This is a genomic window from Pseudomonas sp. SC3(2021), assembly GCF_019856535.1.
Taxonomy (GTDB): domain Bacteria; phylum Pseudomonadota; class Gammaproteobacteria; order Pseudomonadales; family Pseudomonadaceae; genus Aquipseudomonas; species Aquipseudomonas monsensis.
Genome location: NZ_CP082236.1, coordinates 4,706,427 through 4,722,656, shown reverse-complemented (window position 1 = coordinate 4,722,656; position 16,230 = coordinate 4,706,427). Strand labels below are relative to the sequence as shown.

Below are 16,230 nucleotides of genomic sequence, written 5' to 3'. Positions count from 1 at the left end.
CAAGTCTGACTCAACAACGACAGCCGTTACCGGGCTGCCACCTTCCCGCCGTTGTCTGCCGACTCACTGACGTTCTGCACCTGATACTGCGGATCAGCCTTGATCTGCTGTTCGGTAAACGGCAGCACGCTCCATTGCTTCTTCGAGAACGCTTCGGTCTGATCACGGGAATACTTCGACACCGGGTCGCTGGACAGCGAGAACGCCAACAATCCCTGGGCGTGCGGGCCCTTCTCGTCGAACGTCACCACTTGCAGATAGCTGGTGCCGCTGACCACTTCCAGCTTGCCGTCTTCCCGGGGCACGCTCTGGATCGCGTTGTAGATGCCCAGGGTTCCCGGCCCGCCATGGATCGGCGTCTGCTGCCCGCCACTGCTGACCACCTGGATATCCCCCCAGCGCGTATCCGGTTTGAGGCCCATTTTGTTGGTCATCACCACCGATGCCAGCATCGCTTCACGCAGCGCCTTGGCCACCGCTGGCTGCTCGACAGCCAATCCGCGCGGCGTGTGGCGGGCATCCTTCGGATCAAACGCCACGCGCCAGATATCGGAGGATTTCTGCAGCGTTTGCATAATGTTCTGAAAGTGCACCAAGCCCAGGCGCGAATCCAGATTGGCTCGCCCGTCCCAGGCCTTGAGGCTGACGCACAGCGGTTGCAACGCTTGCGCATCGGCACCGAGGTCGCCGGCACAGAACCTCAGCAAATCCGGCAGCACCTGGGTCGCCAGATACACCTGATCGTCCATCACCATGTGCTGCAAATCCTTCACCCCCAACGGCCCTTGTTGACCCGGATTGCCCAAGCGCGCCAGGGCATAGCGTGAACGCCAGCCCAGCGGTTGCCCTTCCTGGCTGATCAGTGGCGAGAACCCCGTCAGCGGTTGCGCCGGGTTGGCCAGCCAGGCGGAGTCGTTGGAGTGCTGCACAAAATCCTTGCGCAACAGTTGTGGCAGTTGGCTGGCGGCATAAATACCCTTCTGCGCTGCGTTCGGATCAATGTCCCAGGCACACGCGCTGTGGCTGCCATCGAGCACGATCATTTGCGTACCCATGCGCGGATCGCTGCATCTGGCCAGTTTCTCGGCGTTGACGTTCGGCACCACCGACAGGTTCATGTACAGCGTCTGCCCCTTGTCATCCACGGCCAGCGTATTGACCCAGGGAATGCCCTGAATCTTGTGCACCGACGCTTGCAGTTGCTCAAGACTGGTCGCCTGATTCATCGTGTACCACTGATTCAGCACGCGATCGTTTTCGAGGTTGGCATCGCGCAGGCTGTAGGCGTACTGATGGTCCCAGTCGAGCTTGCCCGGCCATTGCACAATCGGTCCAAACTGCGAACTGTAGAGGTCACGTGTCACAGCGGTAACCTGGCCGTCGGCCTGTTTGACCTGAACAGTCACGGTTTGCTTGCTCATCGGCAGCGATTGGCCATCGAGCAGGTAGCGCGTCGGATCTTTCGGGTCGAGTTGCAGGCGATACAGGGTGAAGTGCTTCGACGAGTCGACGGTATGGGTCCAGGCAAGGTGCTGGTTGAAACCGATGTTGATCATCGGCAGCCCCGGCAACGCGGCGCCCATCACGTCGAGCTTGCCGGGGATGGTCAGGTGCATCTGATAGAAGCGCATGCCGCCGACCCAAGGGAAATGCGGATTGGCCAGCAGCATTCCGCGGCCATTGAACGAGCGCTCGCTGCCCACCGCCACGGCGTTACTGCCGCGATCCAGGGCAAAACGCTGCTGGCGGGCATCGGCCAGTTGATAAGCCCGTGAGTCGTGGTTGATGGCGGCAGTCGCTTGCGGCGGAGTGGCGCCAGCCAATGCCTCGGCAAACTGACCGACACCACCTTCGACCAGCAGACGACGAGTGAGCCTGACCACATCCTGCGCAGCGATGTCACGTACCCATTCACCCTGACATTGCTGCGGCAGGCCCTGCTGCCGGCGTTCGGCCAGGTAGCGGTTGTAACCGGCGGCGTAGCCTTCGACCAGGTCACGCACCGGGGTCGGCTGAGCCTGCCAGAAAGCCTGCACCGCCTCCGGCGTATTGAGCCAGGTAAAGAACATATCGCTGACACGGTTCTCGCGCTGTTCGACAGTCAACTGCTCAGGGCCGAAATAGCGCGAACGCTCACCGTTGACCGTGACGATTTCGTTGGCCAGCAGGCACAGGTTGTCTTGCGCGTAGGCATAACCAATGCCGAAACCGAGGCCGCGTTCGTTTTCGGCGCGGATGTGCGGCACGCCAAATCCGGTGCGCCGAATATCGGCACTGGCCGCAGCGGCCGGGCTGAACGCATGGGCCGACACACTCAGCCCGAGAAACATACCGGCAACGGTGAGTTGCAAGCTTCTGGCAACAAGCTTGGAGTCAAAGCACAACCCGTCCCGTGATTCCGAATGTTCAACTTGCCGCTTGCAGCTCGAAGCTTGCAGCTGCTTCCGTCCGGTTAACTGCCTGGAAATAATCACGCTCGCTCCTGATCGAAATGCCGAAGAGCGGATCACGCCAACCGTGGGAAACGACACAGGCTACGCTCCGCTCTGAAAACACCCACGCGTCCACGCGCAATGAGCCTGAGCAAGAAACGAAGCCGGAGAAAAAAATTTAGCCCGCGTGACAGCGGATACAAGCCGTGATTACAAGGAAAGAACGAATTTCCGACAAATTTTCCACATTTTTTCTTTCATGATTTGTCGTGCTGATACGTCTTGTTTAGAGAACGCCCCAATAACCCTCCCGATCAGACTCTGAAAGGAGCCATCGCATGTACAACTCGCAACTACCAACGGACGGTAGCCAGGCGCAACAAGGAGCTTCCATGAGCCCCCACGCGAGCGATTTCGGGCCACGTGTCGACCGTCACGGTAACGAGCGAATCCGCCTGCTGCTGAAAAGTTTCGGGCTGCGCACCAGTCTGATTCGCCTCAAAGTCCTCGACGCCCTGCTGGTCGCCGCGCAGACCGATCGTCGTCTGGGCGTGCGCGGTGTCCATACCCAATTGCTGGATCTGGATATTCCGCTGTCCTTCCTCAGTGTGCGCGAAGTCCTCAAGCGCCTGTGCGCTGAAGGCGTGATTACCTTCAACGCCGACAAGAGTTACAGCCTGCATCCACAGGCTGCAGCCGTCCTCAACAACGATTGAAAGGCGCGGCGATCGCCGTCAAGGCTTGACCTTGCGGCGCATCACACCATTGATCACCACCACAACCACTGCCACGCCAATGGCGATGTACTGGAATGTCTTCTCGTCGATCTTCCCGGCGTTCTGCAGCCAGGACAGGCCAAGCATGATCACCAGCACAGACACGGCGATCAGAATCGAATATATCAAGCGTTGCTTCTGGGTCATTGCGGTTTCCTGAACCTTTGGAATGTATCCGGTTTGTATCCGTTTGCATGCCATGCGCTTACCCTTTTACGGGGATGCGCCGCGACATTCGGGGTCTCATGTTACAGCCGATGAAGAGTTTTGGCTTCATGACGGCGTAACCATGAGGATTTTTGAAATGCTGCGTCGAATCACCTGGCTGATTCCCGTTCTTGCCCTGCTGACCCTGAGTGGCTGCATCATCTTCCCCCACGGCGGCTGGCACGATGACCATCACCGTTATTACCAGGGCGGCCCTGGCTATTATCAACATCGTTAAGTGACGAACTTCTGATATAACCCGAGTCCAATTATTTCCCGCCATTCAATGCGCTTACGCAATGTAGGCGCATTTTGCGTAAAGTATCTGCAAAACCAGTAGGACGATTCGCCATCAACTGTAATACCTCCTCCCAAAGTAAAAATACGCAAACTATAGATATATACCGTCACACCAAATCCATATAAACCCACATAGCAGCCCCTTACTCTCTGCACTCTTGCTGTTTAACTTGATGAACCAGAAAGCATATGCAGAGAATTTTGATAAACATCCCTCCCACACGAGCGCTTGGATTCTGTCTGGCACTGACCTTGTTTGAACTGACCACTTACATGGCCAGTGACATGATCATGCCGGCCATGTTGAAGGTCATCCATACGTTTAATGCCGATAGCCGTCATGTTCCCTATGCGTTCAATCTGTATTTGCTCGGCGGTGTCTGCCTGCAAGGGCTGATTGGCCCCTTGTCCGATCAACTGGGGCGGCGGCGCATGTTACTGGCCGGTTGTGCGCTGTTCAGCGCGGCCTGCGCGGCGGCGTTCGCTGCCGGCAGCATAGAAGCGTTCAACCTGCTGCGGCTGGTGCAAGGCATGAGCCTGGGTTTTGTCGTCGCCGTCAGTTACCCCGCCCTTCAGGAAGTCTTCTGCGAGGCCGACGCCGTACGCCTGATGGCCTTGCTCGGCAACGTCGCGTTGCTGTCTCCGTTGCTCGGCCCGCTGGTTGGCACCCTGCTATTGGAATGGCTCGACTGGCGCGAACTGTTTCTGATGCTTGGCCTGGTCGCCGCGCTGGCCTGGCTCGGGTTGTATGCCTTCATGCCGGAAACTGTGGGGGCGCTGCGCCGTGACGGTAAACGCCTGGCAAGCATTCCTTTCTCCTGGCGCCATACCCGGCAGCGTTATCAGGCATTGCTGGGCAACCACCGCTTTCTCGCCGCCAGCCTCGCCCTGGGCCTGATGAGCCTGCCACTGATTGCCTGGATCGGCCTCGCACCGGTGTTATTGATGCAACAGCAAGGCCTGACGCCCCTGGCGTACGGGCTATGGCAAATTCCGGTTTTCGCGGCGGTCATCGTCGGCAATCTGTTGCTTGACCGGCTGTTGCTCACCCAGCCGCTACCGCGCCTGGTCAGCCTGGCGCTGTGGCCTTTTTGTCTCGGTCTGGGCGCGCTGATCGTATGCAGTCAGCTCGGTGCCGGGTTGCAGGCCGTCGTCGCCAGTCTCGCGCTGTATGCGGTGGGTCTGGGCATGAGCAATGCGGCGCTGTATCGGCTGGCCCTGTTCTGCAGCGAGGACAGCAAAGGCCTGGTCTCTGCGCTGATCGGCATGCTTTCCATTACCGTGATGGGCGCCGGCGGCGCGCTGATTGCCGCGTCTGGCGGGGGTAACAGCCTGTCGCTGTTTGCCCTTTGGGCGGCCGGCGGCGGCCTGCTGGCCCTGCCCTTGCTGCTGGGCTTCCTCTCCAACAACACGTCCCACTCCGCATCAACTCCATAAGGCTCGAACATGACCGGTTTACCTCTCAGCGATGCGCTTTGCGCGTCAGCGGCGCCCTATTGCCCGAATTCCGTGCCATCGGGTCTCTTCGAACACGCCATGGCCGAAATCAGCCGGTTTCACAGCGAGCAGACCCCCGGTTACACGCGTTGGTTGAACGCTAACGGGCTGCAGATCAACGACCTGGACAGCCTCGAGGACTGGTCGCGCCTGCCACCAATCTTCGCCAGTTTTTTCAAACGGCAATTGCTGCTCAGCGCCACCGGCGAAACGGCCCTGGAACTCACCTCCTCCGGCACCAGCGGCGAAAAAAGCCGCATGCGATACGACGAGCGCAGCCTTACCGCTGCCCAGTTCATGGTTGCGCGCATTTTTCATCATTACCACTGGCACACGCCCGACACGCCATGCAATTACCTGATCCTGGGTTACGAACCGGAAGAGCGCATCGCCCTCGGTACCTCTTACACCGACCAGTTCCTGTGCAGTTTCGCCCCGGTCAATCGCGTGTGTTACGCCCTGCGACGCACCGGCAACGGACATCAATTCGATCTGTTCGGCGTCATCGCGGCCCTGCAAGCCTTTGCCGAAGAAGGCTTGCCGGTAAGGATTTTCGGCTTCCCGGCGTTCCTCTGGCAGACCCTGCAACAGATGCAGGCCACCGCTGTCGCCGACCTGCGCCTGCCGGCCCGCTCGCTGGCGTTTTTCGGCGGTGGCTGGAAAACCCGGACGGCACAGGAAATTCCACGGGCGCAGTTGTATGCGCAGATTCACCGACAACTGGGGATCGACCTGGCGAACTGTCGCGACGGCTACGGCGCAGTCGAGCATGCCGTGCCCTATATCGAATGCGCTCATCACCGTTTCCATGTGCCGGTCTATTCGCGGGTCTACGTGCGCAATCCCGCAGATTTTTGCGTCTTGCCCTACGGCGAACGTGGACTGCTGGGCTTCGTTTCACCCTACATCTCCTCCAGCCCCGCCCACGCCGTGGTGATGAGCGATCTCGCCACTCTGCATCCGGGCTCCAGCTGTGGCTGCGGGCTTTCCACCGACTGGTTTGAATTACATGGCCGCGCCGGCACCACGGCCAGCAGAAGCTGTGCCATGGCGGCGGCCGAATTGTTAGGGAGTCATTGAAATGTATTTACTTGACGGACACCTGTGCACACCCGACAGCCTCGATCAGGCGCTGGCATCACTGCTTGAAAACCTGCCGCGACAACTGAGTGCTCCCTTGGCAAGTGCCACGATCATCGACGCGGCGCAACGGTTTGCCGAACAACTGCGCGACACCGATCTGCCGCTCGATGCCGAGCAACGCCAAGGGTTGATCGAGTTCTGCCAGGCTGAAGCGCTGTGCGGCAAACTCGAGCACGAACTCGGTATGCAGCCGCACTCGCTGCACCGCTTCGACTACCGGCTACCGCGTTTCGAACGCTGGAGCCCCTTGGGCCTGGTGGTGCACATCACCCCGGGCAATGCGCCGTTGCTGGCATTTTGCGCAGTGATCGAAGGCCTGCTCGCGGGGAACGTCAACTGGTTGCGCCCGAGCAGCAGCGATCAAGGGCTGACCGCACGCCTGCTCCACGCCTTGCTGCAATGCGATCCGAGCGGGCAGCTCGCCGGTTACGTGGCCGTGCTGCCGGTGACCACCGCGCAAATCGGCGCACTGTGCCGACACGCCAATGGCGTCGCGGCCTGGGGCGGCGAGTCGGCGCTGCAAGCCATACGACAGCAGCTCCCGCTCGGTTGTCGCTGGATTGATTGGGGCCACCGCATCAGCTTTGTCTACCTGACCGCCAGCGCCGCTTCCGCGCAGGCACTGGAGGCCGTGGCCGACGAAGTCTGCCGACTCGATCAGCAAGCCTGTTCCAGTCCGCAATGGCTGTTGGTCGACAGCGACGATCCGGCAGTCCTGCGTGACATCGGTGCCCGCCTCGCCCAGGCCTTCACACGCCGCGCCGAACACTGGCCAGCCCTGGTGCCGACCGTGCAGGAAGCGGCGCAAATCACCACGCACGTACAGATGGAGCGGCTGGGGCAAAGCTTTGCCGGCAAGACCGGGCAGATCTGGAGCGGCCCCGGCTGGCGGGTGATCTGGAGCCATGATCGTCAACTCGGCCCGTCCCCGTTGTTTCGCAGTGTGCTGCTCAAGCCCGTGCCGCGCTCGCTGCTCGGCACGACCCTGCTGACCTGGCGCAACGTCTTGCAAAGCTGTGCAGTGGTCTGTGAGGACGCCGAGATCGCCGAACTGGCGCAGACATTGATCAGCGCCGGCGTGACCCGCATTGCCCCGGTCGCGGCGATTCACGACGGTTATGCCGGCGAGCCCCACGATGGTGTCTACGCGTTGCAGCGCCTGAGCCGTCGCGTGTCGGTCAGCCTGTCGCAGACTGCACTGTCCGCACAGGCCAGCCTTGATTGCCAGCCCGCGCCGGCGCTGCAAGGCGCGCAGCCCATCATGAATAAAGAGGCGTTTGCCGCCCAACCGATCAACCCGAAGGCGCAGCTGTTGTTCCGCTCGGGCGGCACCAGCGGCACCCCGGCGCTGGCGGGTTTCAGCTATCGCGATTTTCAACGACAAATGCGCGCGACCGCTGACGGCCTGTTCGCCGCCGGTCTTGATCCGGTGCACGACCGGGTGATGAACCTGTTTTTCAGTGGCGCAATGTACGGCGGCTTCTTCAGCTTTGCCAAAGTCCTCGAACTGTTGCAGGTCACGCACCTGCCGATGGGTGCGCCCGGCGATGATGATTACCGGGACATTGCGCAACTGATCATCGCGCAGCGGGTGACGGTGTTGATCGGCATGCCGAGCACGGTACACCGGCTGTTCCTCAATGAAGGCCAGCATCTGCGGGCCTACGGCGGAGTCGCCAAAGTGTTTCTCGGCGGTGAGCACCTGAGCGGGCAAACCCGTGAACTGCTACAAGACTGCGGCGTTTCGAGTGTGCGCTCGGCGGTGTACGGCAGCGTGGATGCCGGGCCACTCGGCCACGCCTGCGCGGCCAGCGCCGACGGCGTGTTTCATTTGATGAGCGATATCCAGCAACTGGAAATCGTTGAGTTTGCGCAAGACGTTCCGGTGAAGGGCAACGAGACCGGCCGATTGGTGTTCACCTCACACGGCCGCGAAGGTCATTCCATCACGCGCTATGACATCGGTGACAGCGGACGCTGGGTCGACGGGGCGTGCGCGTGCGGCCTGAGATCGCCACGCTTCGAATTGTTGCAACGTCACGGCAAGCTGATACGCATTGGCAGCGATTTCATTTCCCTGAGCGAATTGACGCAGCGTCTGCAGGTGCCGTTTCAATTAGTCCTCGACCACGCCCCCGACGGCAGGGATCGCCTGCAGTTGCGCAGCGAACTGACGTCGTCGGAAGTACTTGCGCGGCTCGCGGACTATTCAACTTTAACGACCCTTATCGAGAGCGGTTTGTTAGTGATGGAAGTTGAAGTCTGTGTACCCGGAAAGTTCACCCGTAACGCCCACAGTGGCAAAACTGCCGCGGTGATTGATGCGCGCCGTTAGTTCTTATTCGCCCGTACACCTGAACTAAAACCAGACAACATTCAGAGCAATAACCGTGAAAACTACTGACCAACTACGCGAACTGATCAAGTTCGCGCGCCAGTGTTCGCCGTTTTACCGCAAACATCTGGCGGCTATCAGCGCATCCGATGACTCGCTGGATAACGTACCCGTGGTGGATCCACTGCAATACTGGCGCGAAAGCCAGAGGCTCGACCAATGGCCCGTCCTGACCGGCCCCATGGCATCCGCGCTGGTGTTCAAGACCGGTGGTTCGACCAGTGCCGGCAAATTGTCGATTTACGAGCGCGAAGAATGGCGCGCGTTCGTGACCGACTTCGGTCAAAGCCTGAACGCGCAATTCAATCCGGGTGACCGCGTTGCCAATCTGTTTTTCTGCGGTGACCTGTACGCCAGTTTCCTGTTCACTCACGATGCGTTGCGGCATGTCGATACCGACATCACCGAATTTCCGTTCACCGGCAGCGTCGATCTGGCGGCATTGGCCGAAACCATTCCCCGACAACGGATCAATGTGCTGGCAGGTGTGCCCGCGCAGTTGCTCACGTTCGCCAGTTGGCTGAGCGGGCGCGGGCAAACGCTGCCCGAGGTCGAGACCATTCTCTACGGAGGTGAAAGCCTGTTTGCCGCGCAGCGAACAATACTGCGGCAAGCGTTTCCCGCCGCGCGCATCGCCTCCATTGGCTACGCCAGTGTCGACGCCGGATTGATCGGCGTCAGCCACCGTGACTGCAGCGAGGGCGAGCATCGGATGTGCGACGGCCACAGCATCGTCGAGATCATCGACGAGCAGACCGGTGAGGTCATCGACACTTGCGAGCGCATCGGCCTGTTGGTGCTGACCAACCTCACCCGCCGCTTGATGCCGGTGATTCGTTATCCGGTGGGCGACCGCGCCTGCTGGCGCGAACCGGCAGGCACGGCCATGCGCAAGTTCGCCCTCAAGGGCCGCAGCGCAAGCAGTGAACGGGTGCGGGTCGGGATTTTGTCGCTGATGCCGGGGGAAATCGGCGAGCGTGTCCGGCGCGATGTGGGCAGTGACACTTGGCAACTGGTCATTGAGCAGGCGATGCACAAGGACGTGCTCACCTTGAAATGGGTGGCGAATCACCCGTCGCCGGCGGTGGCCGAGGCTAACCGGACGCTGGAAGCCGGACTCATCGAGCTGTATCCGTTGATCGAACAATTGCGCAAGGATCAGTTGCTGGAACTGCGGATTCTGCACTGCACCTTCGAGGACCTGCCGCGCCACCCCCGTTCGGGCAAATGCCTGCGCGTGCTGGACCTGCGTGACTATCAACATGATGCAGCGGAGTCTGCCTGATGGAGCCGCTAATTCTCCGTAACTATCGTGACGCCGATGCGACGGCGGTCAGCGGCCTGATCCGGCAAGTGTATGGCGACCAATACGCGCAACCCGATGTCTACCTGCCGCACATGATCAGCCAGCACCACAGCCGCCAGCGCTGGCACTCGCTGGTTGCAGAAGTCGACGGGCAGATCCTCGGGCATGCCACCTTGTTGCGCGAAAACGTTGGTCAGGGTGCAGAACTGGCGGTCAGCGTCGTCCACCCTGACTTTCGCGGCCAGAATATCGCCACCCGTCTGGGCGAGCAGTTGCGGGTGCACGCGCAAGCCCTGGGTTGTCGCTATCTGTCCATCAAGCAGGTCACTTGTCACCCCTACACACAGCGCATGGCACACAGCCTGGGGTTTCATAACACCGGATTGCTGCCCGACTATGTGCCATCACCGCTCGCCCCCCCGACACGGGAATCCATCGTTGTCGGTTTCCAGAACATTCCCGGCTATCAACGTCCACTGCCCGACCTGACGTGGCCGATGCAACATGAGGCGTTCATGCTGCACCTGAGCAATGAGCTGGGGGTCGAAGAGCCATTGCCACATTGGCGCGGCGCACCGATTCATGTCGGTCATGGCGCCAGTCGGCATGACCTGGTGCTGGAAAAGCTCAAACCGGGATTGCTCAAACAATTGCGCGAGTTGCCGGCGCACTGGCTGGTTTCGCTCAGGCTTGGATTGTCTCGGCACTTTGCGCTGGATGTCGACAGACTGGCGAGTATCGGCTTTGTCTTCACTGGGCTGGCGCCCGGCGATGGCCACTGCGACGGGTGGCTGGCGTTATTCCACCGCGGGCATAGCGACCGTGCGCTGCAGTTGCATTGCCCACTGATGCAACGCCTGCAGGATCGGCTTCAGCAAAAACCCGACGACGTCTGACGGCAAGACCTGGCCCGTTCGTGACAGGAACGGGCCACTGTCGAGGATCACGCCTTAGCGCTGACGCCTTTGTCCGTCGGTGCCGTTCGCCCGTTGCCCATGCCATAAGTCTTGAGGTTCTGCAGCACGTAAATCGCTTTCTTGTATTCGGGGATCAAGCCTGCGGCGTATTTATCGCCCTTAATGCTGTTGCTCTGGATGGTGTCCAGCTGAGTCGCGAAGTACTCCAGGGCATTGAACTTGGCGTCCGGGTCTTTCTGCACACCGAAGCGGTCGAACTTGTCGCCCGCGTTGAGCAGAGTCATGGCGGTGAGATCGGTAATCAGACCTTTGCCGCGCAGGAATGCGCTGAGGTTGCCCAATTGTTTCGCCGAGACGTTTTCCGGGTCGAAGCCCTTGACGTTCTTGTGCAGCTTTTGCCGATCCATTTCGGCGATGTTCAGTGCGTTCGGATCGTTGCCGACCAGCGCGAGCATCTGCTTGACCCTGGCGTTTTGCGAAACCGGTTTGCCGCGCACACCGGTGTCCTGAACCAACAGGCCCGCCTTGCTTTGCCAGGCGCCCGTGTAGCCAATAGTCATGACTGTGCTCCTTGAATGTCGCGCATGAAGAATGTCCCTGATGACCTGTTTTAGTGCGTGGAAGTATCGGCGGGCAAAGTAATGGCACCAACCTTTTTTATCAGGTTTTTACAATTCTCGTACAAACTCGATACAAACCGGCGTCACGCCGAAAAGCCATGGCCTTGAGGCTTCAACCGAATAATTTTCACCAGGCTTTTTGCTCTGACAAACGCGCTAGCCGGTTTTCTTGTATCCGTTTAGATACGCACCACCGGTCGGCCATGCAGGTTCTTGTACGAAAGTACCTAAAGCTTCGAGCGGACACGACGATACGTAAGAAAGCCCGCCGTTTTTTTTCCCGAACCCACAATAAGAATCGCAGCTCAAGGACCGGTTTCCATGCCCGCACTTCGTACTATTCAGGCTCGCTACACGCTGTTGCTGGTTCTGTTCATCCTGCTGTTGTCGGTGCTGACCGTGGTCGGTATCAGCCAACTGGTCGCGCCCAAGCTGCGGCAGACCGAAGAACAGGTGGTGCTCAACCGTATCGCCGAAGTCGCCGAGCAGATTCAGGGCGAACTGAACAAGGTGCAGGCGCAACAGCGCAGCATCACCCAGACCATTCCGCTGCTCGACAGCGCGGCCATCGACACGGTGTTGCCGGGCCTGGTGGATCAGTACGGCGAGCTTAAGGTCTTCGGTGGCGGGATCTGGCCGCTGCCGGGCCAGCGTGAAGCCGGGCGCAACAAGTTCAGCACCTTCTGGCACCGTGACGCCTCGGGCAAACTGGCGGTGAACACGTTCTGGAACAGCGATGCGGCACCCAACTATTACGACCAGAGCTGGTACAAGGGCGGCATGGCCACTGCGCGCGGTCAGTGCGCCTGGGCAGCGGCCTACAAGGACGACGCCAGCGCCGAACCGCGCACCAACTGCGCCATGGCGATCCAGAAAAACGGCGCCGCCTGGGGGGTGTCGACCATCGACGTGACCCTCGGCTTCTTTAATGATCTGGTGGCCCGCAAGGAAAAGGACCTCAACGCCGAAATGCTGATCGTCGAAGCTGACGGCAAAATCATCAGCAACAGTTCGCGCATCAGTGGCCCGATCGTGCTGAAAAACATCAGCGAACTGGCCGGGAGCTCGACCTTCGCCAGCCAGGTCAAGGCCGGCCTGCAAAACCGTGATCAGGCGCAACGCGTGGAGTTCGACAACAACGGTGAAGCCAGCACCTTCTTCATGCGCCCCATCGAAGGCACACCATGGTTCCTGGCCACCGCCCTGCCGACCAAACTGCTCACCGCGCAACGCGACGATGTCCTCAGCAGCCTGAGCCTGTTGCAGATTCCGCTGGTGATCCTGTTGGTGCTGTTGCAGGTTTATGCAATCCGTCAGTTGGTCCAGCGCATGAAAGCGCTGAAAGCCAACATCGACTTGCTGTCCAGCGGTGACGCCGACCTGACCCGCCGCATCACCATTCGCGCCGAAGACGAACTCGGCGCCATTGGCCATTCGGTGAACACCTTTATCGCCTACCTGCAAAACATGATCGGCGAAGTGACGCAGGCCACCGGTGCAATGGCTTCGAGCCTCGACGACCTGCAACGGACCTCGGCGCATACCAGCCAGATCCTGTTGCGTCACGCTTCGGAAACCGACCAGACCGTTACCGCCATCACCGAAATGAGCTCGACCGCCGAAAGCGTCGCGCAGAATGCCGCTGAAACGGCGGCGTTCACCCAGCGCGCCAACGAAAACGCCGACCGTTCGCGCGTTGTCGTGGGTGAAGCGACCAACAGTGTGGTGGCGTTGATCGACGAAGTGGCCAGTGCCACTCACAAAGTCGAGAACATGCAGCAGGACGCCCAGCGCATCACCGAGATTCTCGGGGTGATCGGTGCGATTGCCGGGCAGACCAATCTGTTGGCCCTCAACGCTGCCATCGAAGCGGCCCGCGCCGGTGAACAGGGTCGTGGTTTTGCGGTGGTGGCTGACGAAGTCCGCGCCCTCGCCGCCCGTACCCAGGCCAGCACCTCGGAAATCAACGAGATGTTGAACCGCCTGACCCAAGGGGTGAGCTCGTCGGTCAGCGCCATGGAAAACACCCAGGCCAGTTGTCAGTCGGCGGCAGATGCCACCGCTCGGGTCAACTCCGGTCTGGACGAAATGGCCGGCTCGGTCAGCCATATCAACAGCCTCAGCACCCAGATCGCCACGGCCGCCGAACAGCAAAGTGCAGTCACCGAAGAGATCAACCGCAGCATGGTGCAGATCCGCCACATGGTCGAAGAGCTGGTACAGAGCGGCCACGCCAGCGAACTCAACACCCGTCAGTTGCTGGAAGCCAACAGCCGCGTCAGCGCCATCATGGGCCGCTTCAAGGTCCGTTGATCGCTGCACGCCTTTACGGGTTGTCTGTCAGTCAGATGCCCGCTGTGGGATCGGGCTTGCTCGCGAAAGCAATCGCTCAGTCGCTGTTTCAGTGTCTGAGCGAGCGCATTTGCGAGCAGGCCCACACGCTCTCCGGATCCGGCCACCTGACAACTTTGTCATCTCGCGCTCAGCAACCTGTCAGCCGTGATCGGCGATCATCCTCCCCGTGTGCCTCGCAACAACTGGAAACATTGCGTTGATGCCAGGCGATAAAAAACGGTCAAAATGTATTCTTTTTGACTGCCACCGCGAAGCGAGAGCCCTGTCATGCGAACCCACCTGCGTCTGCTCGCCCTGAGCGCCCTGTTCCTCTCCTCCCTGGCTCAGGCCGCCGACCTGATTCCGATCGAAGTCCATCGCGACGCCAATTGCGGGTGCTGCAAGAAATGGATCAGCCACCTCGAAGCCAATGGCTTCAAAGTCGACGATCACGTCGAAGCGGACATGAGCAGTTTCAAGCAACAACATGGTGTGCCACCGCGTCTGGCCTCCTGCCACACCGCAATCATCAACGGCAAATTCGTCGAAGGCCATGTGCCGGCCGAGCAAGTGCTGGCCCTGACACGGCGTGATGATCTGCTCGGCGTTGCCGCACCGGGCATGCCGATGGGCTCGCCGGGCATGGAAATGGATGGCATGAGCGATGCCTACCAAGTGATCGGTCTGAAGAAGGACGGCGCTGACGTGGTGGTGGCGGACTACCCGGCCCATTGATGAGCGCGGCGTACTTCGGGCTGTTCCTTGCCGCATTCGGCGCGGCGACGTTGCTGCCGTTACAGTCCGAGGCGGCGTTGGTCGGGTTGATTGTCAGCGAGCGTTACTGGCTATGGGGTTTGCTCGCCGTGGCGACGCTGGGCAATGTGCTGGGTTCGCTGGTGAACTGGTGGCTGGGGCGTGGCATCGAACGATTTCAGGGGCGGCGCTGGTTTCCGGTCAGCCCCGAGCACATGGCCAGGGCGCGCAAGCACTATGAGCGATACGGTCATTGGTCGTTACTGCTCAGCTGGTTGCCGATCATCGGCGACCCGCTGACCCTGATTGCCGGCGTGATGCGCGAACCGCTCGGGCGTTTCCTGCTCATTGTCACCCTGGCCAAAGGTGCGCGTTATGCGGTGCTGGCCTTGCTGACCCTGGGCTGGCTCGGGTGAACCATCGAGCGCGGCCATTGCCTGTGTTTAACGTCGCCCTAATCCCGCCGTTCCAGCATCGGCCGATTTTCATGGAGTTTGCCCTTATGTCCGTCACGCTTTCCCGCTGGCTGCCCGGCCTGTTCCTCTGCGCCGCGATGCCTTTGCTCGCGCACGCCGCCCCTGAGGCCGCGCCCGTCGAAGGCCCGGCCTACGGCCCGGAGCTGCAAGGCTTCGAATACCCTTACACGCTTAAACACTTCGCCTTCCAGTCCCAAGGCAAATCCCTGCAAATGGGGTACATGGACGTCGCCGCCCACGGCAAGGCCAACGGTCGCACCGTGGTGCTGATGCACGGCAAGAACTTCTGCGCCGCCACCTGGGACAGTTCGATCAAGGCCTTGAGCGAGGCCGGTTATCGGGTCATCGCCCCGGACCAGATCGGCTTCTGCACCTCCAGCAAACCGGACCACTATCAATACAGCTTCCAGCAACTGGCAACCAACACCCAGCAGTTGCTCAAAGCCTTGGGCATCCAGAAAGCCACCCTGCTCGGCCACTCCACCGGCGGCATGCTTGCCACCCGTTATGCCTTGTTGTTCCCTGAGCAGGTCGAGCAACTGGCGCTGGTCAATCCGATCGGCCTGGAAGACTGGAAAGCCCTCGGCGTGCCTTATCGCACCGTGGATCAGTGGTATCAGCGCGAACTGAAGGTCAGCGCCCAGGGCATCCGTGAATACGAGCGCACGACATATTACGATGGCCGCTGGAAACCCGAGTTCGACCGCTGGGTGGATATGCTCGCCGGCCTGAGCAAAGGCCCGGGCAAGGCGCAAGTCGCCTGGAACTCAGCGCTGATCTACGACATGATTTTCACCCAGCCGGTGTATTACGAATTCAAGGACTTGAAGATGCCGACCCTGTTGCTGATCGGCACCTCGGATACCACGGCCATCGGCAAGGACCTTGCGTCACCGGAGGTCAAAGCGAAGATCGGTCACTATGACGTGCTCGGCAAACACGTGGCCCGACTGATCCCGCAGTCGACCCTGGTGGAATTTCCCGGCATGGGCCATGCGCCACAAATGGAAGAGCCGGCGCAATTCCACAAAGCCCTGCTCGGCTGGCTGAATACAACCAATCCCGTTCGTTGAT

General features: G+C 60.3%; 14 protein-coding genes and 1 pseudogene. 12 read left to right on the top strand and 3 right to left on the bottom strand.

The genetic code is table 11. The features are described 5' to 3' along the window. Window positions 1-26: 26 nt before the first annotated feature. Window positions 27-2,330 carry an acylase gene (locus tag K5Y35_RS21080; protein ID WP_222834484.1) on the bottom strand — a complete coding sequence of 768 codons (2,304 nt, stop codon included), beginning with the start codon at window positions 2,328-2,330 and terminating at the stop codon, window positions 27-29. A 440-nt stretch (window positions 2,331-2,770) separates the two neighbouring features. Between K5Y35_RS21080 and K5Y35_RS21075 the strand changes: the two genes are divergently transcribed. Continuing rightward, window positions 2,771-3,148 (top strand): fe2+ zn2+ uptake regulation protein, encoded by a 378-nt coding sequence (locus K5Y35_RS21075; protein ID WP_128616413.1) that lies wholly within the window; start codon window positions 2,771-2,773, stop codon window positions 3,146-3,148. A gap of 18 nt (window positions 3,149-3,166) precedes the next feature. Here the strand turns inward: K5Y35_RS21075 and K5Y35_RS21070 are convergent, their stop codons facing one another. Next, complete coding sequence (locus K5Y35_RS21070) at window positions 3,167-3,355, bottom strand: hypothetical protein (protein WP_123469017.1); 189 nt, start codon at window positions 3,353-3,355, stop codon at window positions 3,167-3,169. 157 nt (window positions 3,356-3,512) lie between these two features. On the opposite strand from K5Y35_RS21070, the gene K5Y35_RS21065 reads away from it, so the two are divergent. The 6 genes from K5Y35_RS21065 to K5Y35_RS21040 all read left to right on the top strand — a co-directional run bounded on the left by K5Y35_RS21065 (window position 3,513) and on the right by K5Y35_RS21040 (window position 10,952). Next, window positions 3,513-3,653, top strand: coding sequence for a hypothetical protein (locus K5Y35_RS21065; RefSeq protein WP_007918111.1), 141 nt, complete (start codon window positions 3,513-3,515; stop codon window positions 3,651-3,653). 251 nt (window positions 3,654-3,904) lie between these two features. Next, the gene (locus K5Y35_RS21060; protein ID WP_123469020.1) at window positions 3,905-5,152 is read left to right on the top strand and encodes an MFS transporter; all 1,248 of its coding nucleotides are present in this window, start codon (window positions 3,905-3,907) and stop codon (window positions 5,150-5,152) included. 9 nt (window positions 5,153-5,161) lie between these two features. Further along, window positions 5,162-6,292: an acyl-protein synthase gene (locus tag K5Y35_RS21055; protein ID WP_222832832.1), complete on the top strand. Its 1,131-nt coding sequence runs from the start codon at window positions 5,162-5,164 to the stop codon at window positions 6,290-6,292. 1 nt (window position 6,293) lies between these two features. After that, on the top strand, window positions 6,294-8,690 hold the full coding sequence (locus K5Y35_RS21050) for an aldehyde dehydrogenase family protein (RefSeq protein ID WP_222832831.1): 2,397 nt from the start codon (window positions 6,294-6,296) through the stop codon (window positions 8,688-8,690). A gap of 55 nt (window positions 8,691-8,745) precedes the next feature. Next, window positions 8,746-10,035 carry a phenylacetate--CoA ligase family protein gene (locus K5Y35_RS21045; protein WP_222832830.1) on the top strand — a complete coding sequence of 430 codons (1,290 nt, stop codon included), beginning with the start codon at window positions 8,746-8,748 and terminating at the stop codon, window positions 10,033-10,035. Continuing rightward, a complete protein-coding gene (locus K5Y35_RS21040; protein ID WP_128614415.1) occupies window positions 10,035-10,952 on the top strand; it encodes a GNAT family N-acetyltransferase in 918 nt (305 codons plus the stop codon). The genes K5Y35_RS21045 and K5Y35_RS21040 overlap by 1 nt, the downstream gene beginning before the upstream one ends. A gap of 47 nt (window positions 10,953-10,999) precedes the next feature. Here K5Y35_RS21040 and K5Y35_RS21035 read toward each other — a convergent pair whose 3' ends face one another. Beyond that, window positions 11,000-11,533 carry a hypothetical protein gene (locus tag K5Y35_RS21035; protein WP_123469030.1) on the bottom strand — a complete coding sequence of 178 codons (534 nt, stop codon included), beginning with the start codon at window positions 11,531-11,533 and terminating at the stop codon, window positions 11,000-11,002. A 381-nt stretch (window positions 11,534-11,914) separates the two neighbouring features. Between K5Y35_RS21035 and K5Y35_RS28310 the strand changes: the two are divergent. The 5 genes and pseudogenes from K5Y35_RS28310 to K5Y35_RS21015 all read left to right on the top strand — a co-directional run. Then, window positions 11,915-12,997: pseudogene (locus K5Y35_RS28310) on the top strand (cache domain-containing protein); the annotation flags it as partial. Window positions 12,998-13,060: 63 nt separating this feature from the next. Then, window positions 13,061-13,906, top strand: a complete 846-nt coding sequence (locus K5Y35_RS28305) for a methyl-accepting chemotaxis protein (protein ID WP_410055933.1) — start codon at window positions 13,061-13,063, stop codon at window positions 13,904-13,906. 309 nt (window positions 13,907-14,215) lie between these two features. Continuing rightward, on the top strand, window positions 14,216-14,662 hold the full coding sequence (locus K5Y35_RS21025) for a DUF411 domain-containing protein (RefSeq protein ID WP_128614491.1): 447 nt from the start codon (window positions 14,216-14,218) through the stop codon (window positions 14,660-14,662). Next, window positions 14,662-15,096: a YqaA family protein gene (locus K5Y35_RS21020; RefSeq protein ID WP_222832828.1), complete on the top strand. Its 435-nt coding sequence runs from the start codon at window positions 14,662-14,664 to the stop codon at window positions 15,094-15,096. The genes K5Y35_RS21025 and K5Y35_RS21020 overlap by 1 nt, the downstream gene beginning before the upstream one ends. Window positions 15,097-15,182: 86 nt before the next feature. Beyond that, a complete protein-coding gene (locus tag K5Y35_RS21015; RefSeq protein ID WP_222832827.1) occupies window positions 15,183-16,229 on the top strand; it encodes an alpha/beta fold hydrolase in 1,047 nt (348 codons plus the stop codon). The last annotated feature ends 1 nt before the right edge of the window (window position 16,230 follow it).